The following is a 4,402-nucleotide window of genomic DNA, read 5'->3' on the forward strand; positions in this document are numbered from 1 at the left end:
GGGCGGGGCGGGGACGAGGACGTCCCGGCCGCGACGGCGATGACCGCGAGCAGGACCGTGGCGAGCAGGACCGTGGCGAGCAGGACCGTGGCCGAGGCGGCGGTGAGGGCGCCTCGGGCGCGGGGACGGAGCCGGGTCAACGGCGCCTCCCTCCCGGTGCGCGGACACCGATGCCGCCGCCGGTGCGGCGGTGGGTCTCACAGCCTGGCCCGCCGCGGGGCCGCGATCAACCGGAGCCCGCCGGCGGGCATGGGTGCGGCCGCGTCCCGGCGCGCTGCTGTTAGAAGCGGGTGGTGAGCAGCGCCAGGACGGCGACGCCGGCGGTGAGCCAGGCCGTGTAGTCGCCGATGTGGCCCGAGTGCAGGGCGTGCAGCCGCGCGGACGCCGCGGCGGCGGCGCGTCCCGCGGTCCGTCCCGCCGTGCCCCACGCCGTGCGCAGGGGGCCGTCGCGGGCGCGTCCCGCGGGGGCGCGGCGGCGGGTGACGGGGACGGCGACGGCCAGGGCCAGCAGCAGGGTGGCGGCGGCTCCGCCGAGGCCGGACAGGGTCCAGGGGTCGGCGGGCGGCGCATGCGGGCGGGTGACGTGGCCGTCCAGGACGAGCCCGGCGTAGGCGGCGCGGTCGGCGAACACGTGCGCGGCGTCGGCGACGGGACCGCCGGGCGCCAGCCCGGTCAGCAGGCCCGCCGCGAGCAGCACGGCGGCGGGCGTGAGCATGATCCAGGGGATGGACCGCAGCTTCTCCGGCGTCTCGGGTTCCTCGCGCCCGGCCTGCCCGCCGGCGGGCGCGCCGGACGGGGCCGGTGCGGTGTCGCCGCCGGCCGGGGTACCGCGGAACACCACGAGCCACACCCGCAGGACGGCGCCGGCGGTGAGCGCGGCCGCGGCGATCGACAGCGGCATGAACCACCACCAGCCGATCTTCAGGGCGGCGTGCTCGGTGACCGAGTGCCCGGCGAACAGCCCGGACGGCGGCACTCCGGCCAGGCACAGCGCCCCGACCAGGAACGTGGCGCCGGTGACGGGCATGCCGCGGCCGCGGCCGCGCAGGTCGCGGGTGTCGACGCTCCGGTGCCGGTTGAGCAGTGCCCCCGCGGCCAAAAACAGCGCGCCCTTCACCGCGGCGTGCCCGGCCAGGTAGTAGGCGGTGCCGCCGAGAGCCTCGGGGGTGCCGGCGGCGACGCCGACCAGCAGCAGCCCGGAGTGGCTGATGGTGGAGTAGGCCAGCAGCCGCTTGACGTGGTGCTGCAGGACGCACATCACGGCGCCCAGGACCGCGGCGGCGGCGCCGAGGACGGCGATGGCGCGCAGCGGCACGAGCCCGGCGAACACGGCCCAGTAGGTCCGCGCGACCCCGTACACGCCGAGTTCGATCATGATGCCGGAGAACAGGACGCAGACGGGGGTGGGGGCGACGGCGTGGGCGTCGGCGAGCCAGAAGTGGAAGGGGACGGCGGCGGCCTTGACGAGGTAGCCGGTGCAGACGAGCACGAACGCGGCGGTGACGAGCGTGCCGGCGTGGGCGCCGGTGTCGCCGGCGAGGCGGTTCCCGGCGGCGGCCAGGCCGAGTTCGCCGGTGCGGCCGTAGACCAGGGCGATGCCGGCGAGGGTGAGGTAGGCGCCGATCGACTGGACGACGCCGAAGTTCAGGGCGCCGTGGACGGTGGAGGGCTCCTCGGACCGGTAGCCGGTGAGCGCGAACGCCACGACGCTCATCAGCTCGAAGAACACGAACGCGTCGAACAGGTCGCCGGTGTACACGAACGCGCACATCGCCGCCAGGAACAGCAGCATGAGCGCGTGGAAGATCGCCTGGATCTCGCTGAAGTACCGCCAGGAGAACACGAGCGCGGCCAGGGTGAGGGCGGCGGTGACGCAGGCGAGCCCGGCGGCGAGGGGGTCGGCGGCCAGGGGGATGCCGACGCCGGTGCCGGGTCCCCAGCCGCCGAGCCACACGACCTGCGGGCTGCCGGGGGAGCGGGCCAGGGTCAGGGCGGTCAGGGCGGTGACGGCGGCGGCGGTGGCGATGGCGGTGACGTCCACGGCCAGGCGCGGCAGCCACCGGCCGGCCGCGGCCAGCAGCGCGGCGACCAGGACCGGCAGGGCGACGGCGGCCTGCAGGATCACGATTCGAGCGACCGCAGCGCGCCGGGGTCCAGGGTGCCGCGGCGCTTGGCGACCTGGACGGCGAGCGCGAGCAGCAGGGCCGTGACGGTGGCGCCGACGACGATGTCGGTGAGGGTCATCGCCTGCACGACGGGATCGGTGACGGGCCCGCCGGCGGGCGGCGGCGGGCGGTCGGAGAACACCGGGGCGGTGGCGCCGTAGCGGTGGCCGATGGCCAGCAGCAGCACGTAGGTCCCGGACTGGGTGACCGACAGGCACACCACGGCGTGGATGAGGTCGCGGCTGGTCACGATGCCGTAGAGGCCCACGAGCATGATCCAGCCCGCGGCCAGGTAGGGCAGGACGCTCACGGCGGCTCCCCGTTCTCGGCGCCGGAACCGGCGCCGGTCCTGGCGCCGGGGCCGGCCGCGGTCGCGGTGTCGGGGCCGTCCTCGCGGACGAGGAGGGCCTGCTGGAAGAACTTGCCGAGCAGCAGGACGACGGCGCAGCCGACCTCGACGCCGACGGCGGCGTTGAGGGCGGGGACGCGGCCGGCGGCGGCCAGCCCGGCGGCGGCCAGGGCGAGCACCGCGAACGCGGCGGCGGCCAGCGCCTCGGCCGACTCGAACAGCGGGACGGGCCGCAGCCGCTGCAGGGCGGGGTAGTCGCCGGCGAGGTAGAGCAGGTGCAGGGCGGTGCCGAGGACGACGCCGCCCTGGAATCCGCCGCCGGGCGACTGGTGGCCGTGCGCGACGACGTAGACGCCGGCGACCAGGGTGAGGGGCAGCAGCAGGTAGCCGACGATGCGCAGCGCGTCGAACACCTCGGCGGGCCCGTGCCGGCGGGCGCCGCCCCCGTCCTGCGCCTCGCGGCCGACCACGCGCAGCAGCACGACGGCGCCGACGGCGGCCGACAGCAGGATGATCTCCTCGCCGAGGGTGTCGAAGGCGCGCTGGTCGAAGGTGACCGAGGCGACGGCGTTGGAAGTGCCCTGCCGCACGGCCTGCGCGACGGCGCGGTCGGCGTAGGGGTGCACGGGGCCCCCGAAGCCGGGCAGGCCGAGGACCCCGGCGGTGAACACCACGGCGGTGCCGGCGGCGCCGGCGGCGAACAGCAGGAGGCGGGCGCGGGCCTTCACCGGCGCGCCTCCCCGCCGTGGCCGTCCCCGTGGCCGTCCCCGTGTTCGGCGCCGGGGCCGGCGTTCTGCTCGCCCTCGTCGCCGCCGCCGGCGTGGCCGGCGCCGGGGCCCTCGGCGCGGTGGCGGCGGGTGGCGTGCAGGGCGAGGACGACCAGCAGCGGCAGCACGACGGTCCCGACCCCGAACTGGGACATGGCGACGTCGGGGGCCTGCAGGATGAGGAACAGCAGGCCGAGGACCATCCCGTACCCCGACAGCACGATCGCCTGGCGGACGGTGCCGCGGGTGAGGACGACCGCGGTCGCCATGAGCGCGGCCATGGCGAGGGCGGTGACGATGAGGGCGTCGGCGAGCGGCCCCGACAGCGCGTCCAGCGAGGCGGTGGCCGGTGGCGCGGTGCTCACGGCGGGTTCACTCCGGCCGGCCGGCGGCGCGTTCGACGGCCTGGCCCGCGGCGGCCACGGTGGCGGGGCCGGTGGCGGCCAGCAGCACGGCGATCACGGCGAGCTTGGCGACGTCGTGCCAGGACGACCAGGGCCGCAGCGCCACCCCGCCGATCAGCAGCGGCGCGGCCAGGGCGGTCACGGGCGCGACGGTGTGCAGCCGGGCCGCGGCGCCGCGGGTGAGCGGCAGCCGCAGCCCGGAGGCCACCGCGACCGCGGCGCCGGCCCAGGTCAGCGCGGCGGCGAGGAGGGCGAGGGTCATCGGCGCGCCCCGTTCACAGCGTCCGGCTCAGGAACCGGGCGAACACCAGGGCCCCGGCGAACGACAGCAGCGCCACCACCAGGGCGACGTCGAGGTAGGCGGGCCGGCCGTAGGCGGCGGCCAGCAGCACCAGGACGAGGGCGGTCAGCGGGCCGGTGACGATCAGCCCGGCGAGCCGGCCGGCCGGACGCCCGCGCAGGGTGGACAGCAGCGCGGGCAGGAGCGCTCCGGCCATGACGGCCAGGGCGGGCACGGCGGTGTGCAGCGCGGGGCCGTCCAGCGCGGCGGCGTTCATGCCGGTTCCTCGCCGTGCCCGTGCCCCGGCCCGTGCCCCGGCCGCTGTCCGGTCCGGTCTTCGGGGGCGTGTTCGGGGGCGTGGACGAGGCCGGCGGCGCGCAGCCGCCGTTCGAACGGGGACGGGCGGGGGGTGAGGCGGTGGACGCGCAGCAGGCCGC

At 77.6% G+C, this 4,402-nt stretch carries 6 protein-coding genes; all 6 read right to left on the reverse strand.

Going from position 1 to position 4,402, the window contains the following annotated elements; genetic code table 11:
* Positions 1-280 precede the first annotated feature (280 nt).
* From E1281_RS37900 to E1281_RS37925, 6 genes are read right to left on the reverse strand one after another with little or no spacing between them, the layout of a single operon-like run.
* Positions 281-2,125 carry a complex I subunit 5 family protein gene (locus tag E1281_RS37900; protein WP_207943754.1) on the reverse strand — a complete coding sequence of 615 codons (1,845 nt, stop codon included), beginning with the start codon at positions 2,123-2,125 and terminating at the stop codon, positions 281-283.
* Positions 2,122-2,475 (reverse strand): cation:proton antiporter subunit C, encoded by a 354-nt coding sequence (locus tag E1281_RS37905; protein WP_131884525.1) that lies wholly within the window; start codon positions 2,473-2,475, stop codon positions 2,122-2,124. Before E1281_RS37905 ends, E1281_RS37900 begins: the two co-directional genes overlap by 4 nt.
* Positions 2,472-3,242 (reverse strand): MnhB domain-containing protein, encoded by a 771-nt coding sequence (locus E1281_RS37910; protein ID WP_131884526.1) that lies wholly within the window; start codon positions 3,240-3,242, stop codon positions 2,472-2,474. The genes E1281_RS37905 and E1281_RS37910 overlap by 4 nt, the downstream gene beginning before the upstream one ends.
* The gene (locus E1281_RS37915) at positions 3,239-3,646 is read right to left on the reverse strand and encodes a DUF4040 domain-containing protein (RefSeq protein WP_243717783.1); all 408 of its coding nucleotides are present in this window, start codon (positions 3,644-3,646) and stop codon (positions 3,239-3,241) included. Before E1281_RS37915 ends, E1281_RS37910 begins: the two co-directional genes overlap by 4 nt.
* Positions 3,647-3,653: 7 nt before the next feature.
* Positions 3,654-3,947: a monovalent cation/H(+) antiporter subunit G gene (locus E1281_RS37920; RefSeq protein ID WP_131884527.1), complete on the reverse strand. Its 294-nt coding sequence runs from the start codon at positions 3,945-3,947 to the stop codon at positions 3,654-3,656.
* A 13-nt stretch (positions 3,948-3,960) separates the two neighbouring features.
* Complete coding sequence (locus tag E1281_RS37925) at positions 3,961-4,242, reverse strand: monovalent cation/H+ antiporter complex subunit F (RefSeq protein ID WP_131884528.1); 282 nt, start codon at positions 4,240-4,242, stop codon at positions 3,961-3,963.
* Between the last annotated feature and the right edge of the window lie 160 nt (positions 4,243-4,402).

This window comes from Actinomadura sp. KC345, from assembly GCF_004348515.1.
Taxonomy (GTDB): Bacteria; Actinomycetota; Actinomycetes; order Streptosporangiales; family Streptosporangiaceae; genus Spirillospora.

What these genes read in the sequence shown, in the direction of transcription:
- E1281_RS37920 (WP_131884527.1), bottom strand. Translation starts at nt 3,947, where the DNA reads ATGACCCTCGCCCTCCTCGCCGCCGCGCTGACCTGGGCCGGCGCCGCG.
- E1281_RS37925 (WP_131884528.1), bottom strand. Translation starts at nt 4,242, where the DNA reads ATGAACGCCGCCGCGCTGGACGGCCCCGCGCTGCACACCGCCGTGCCC.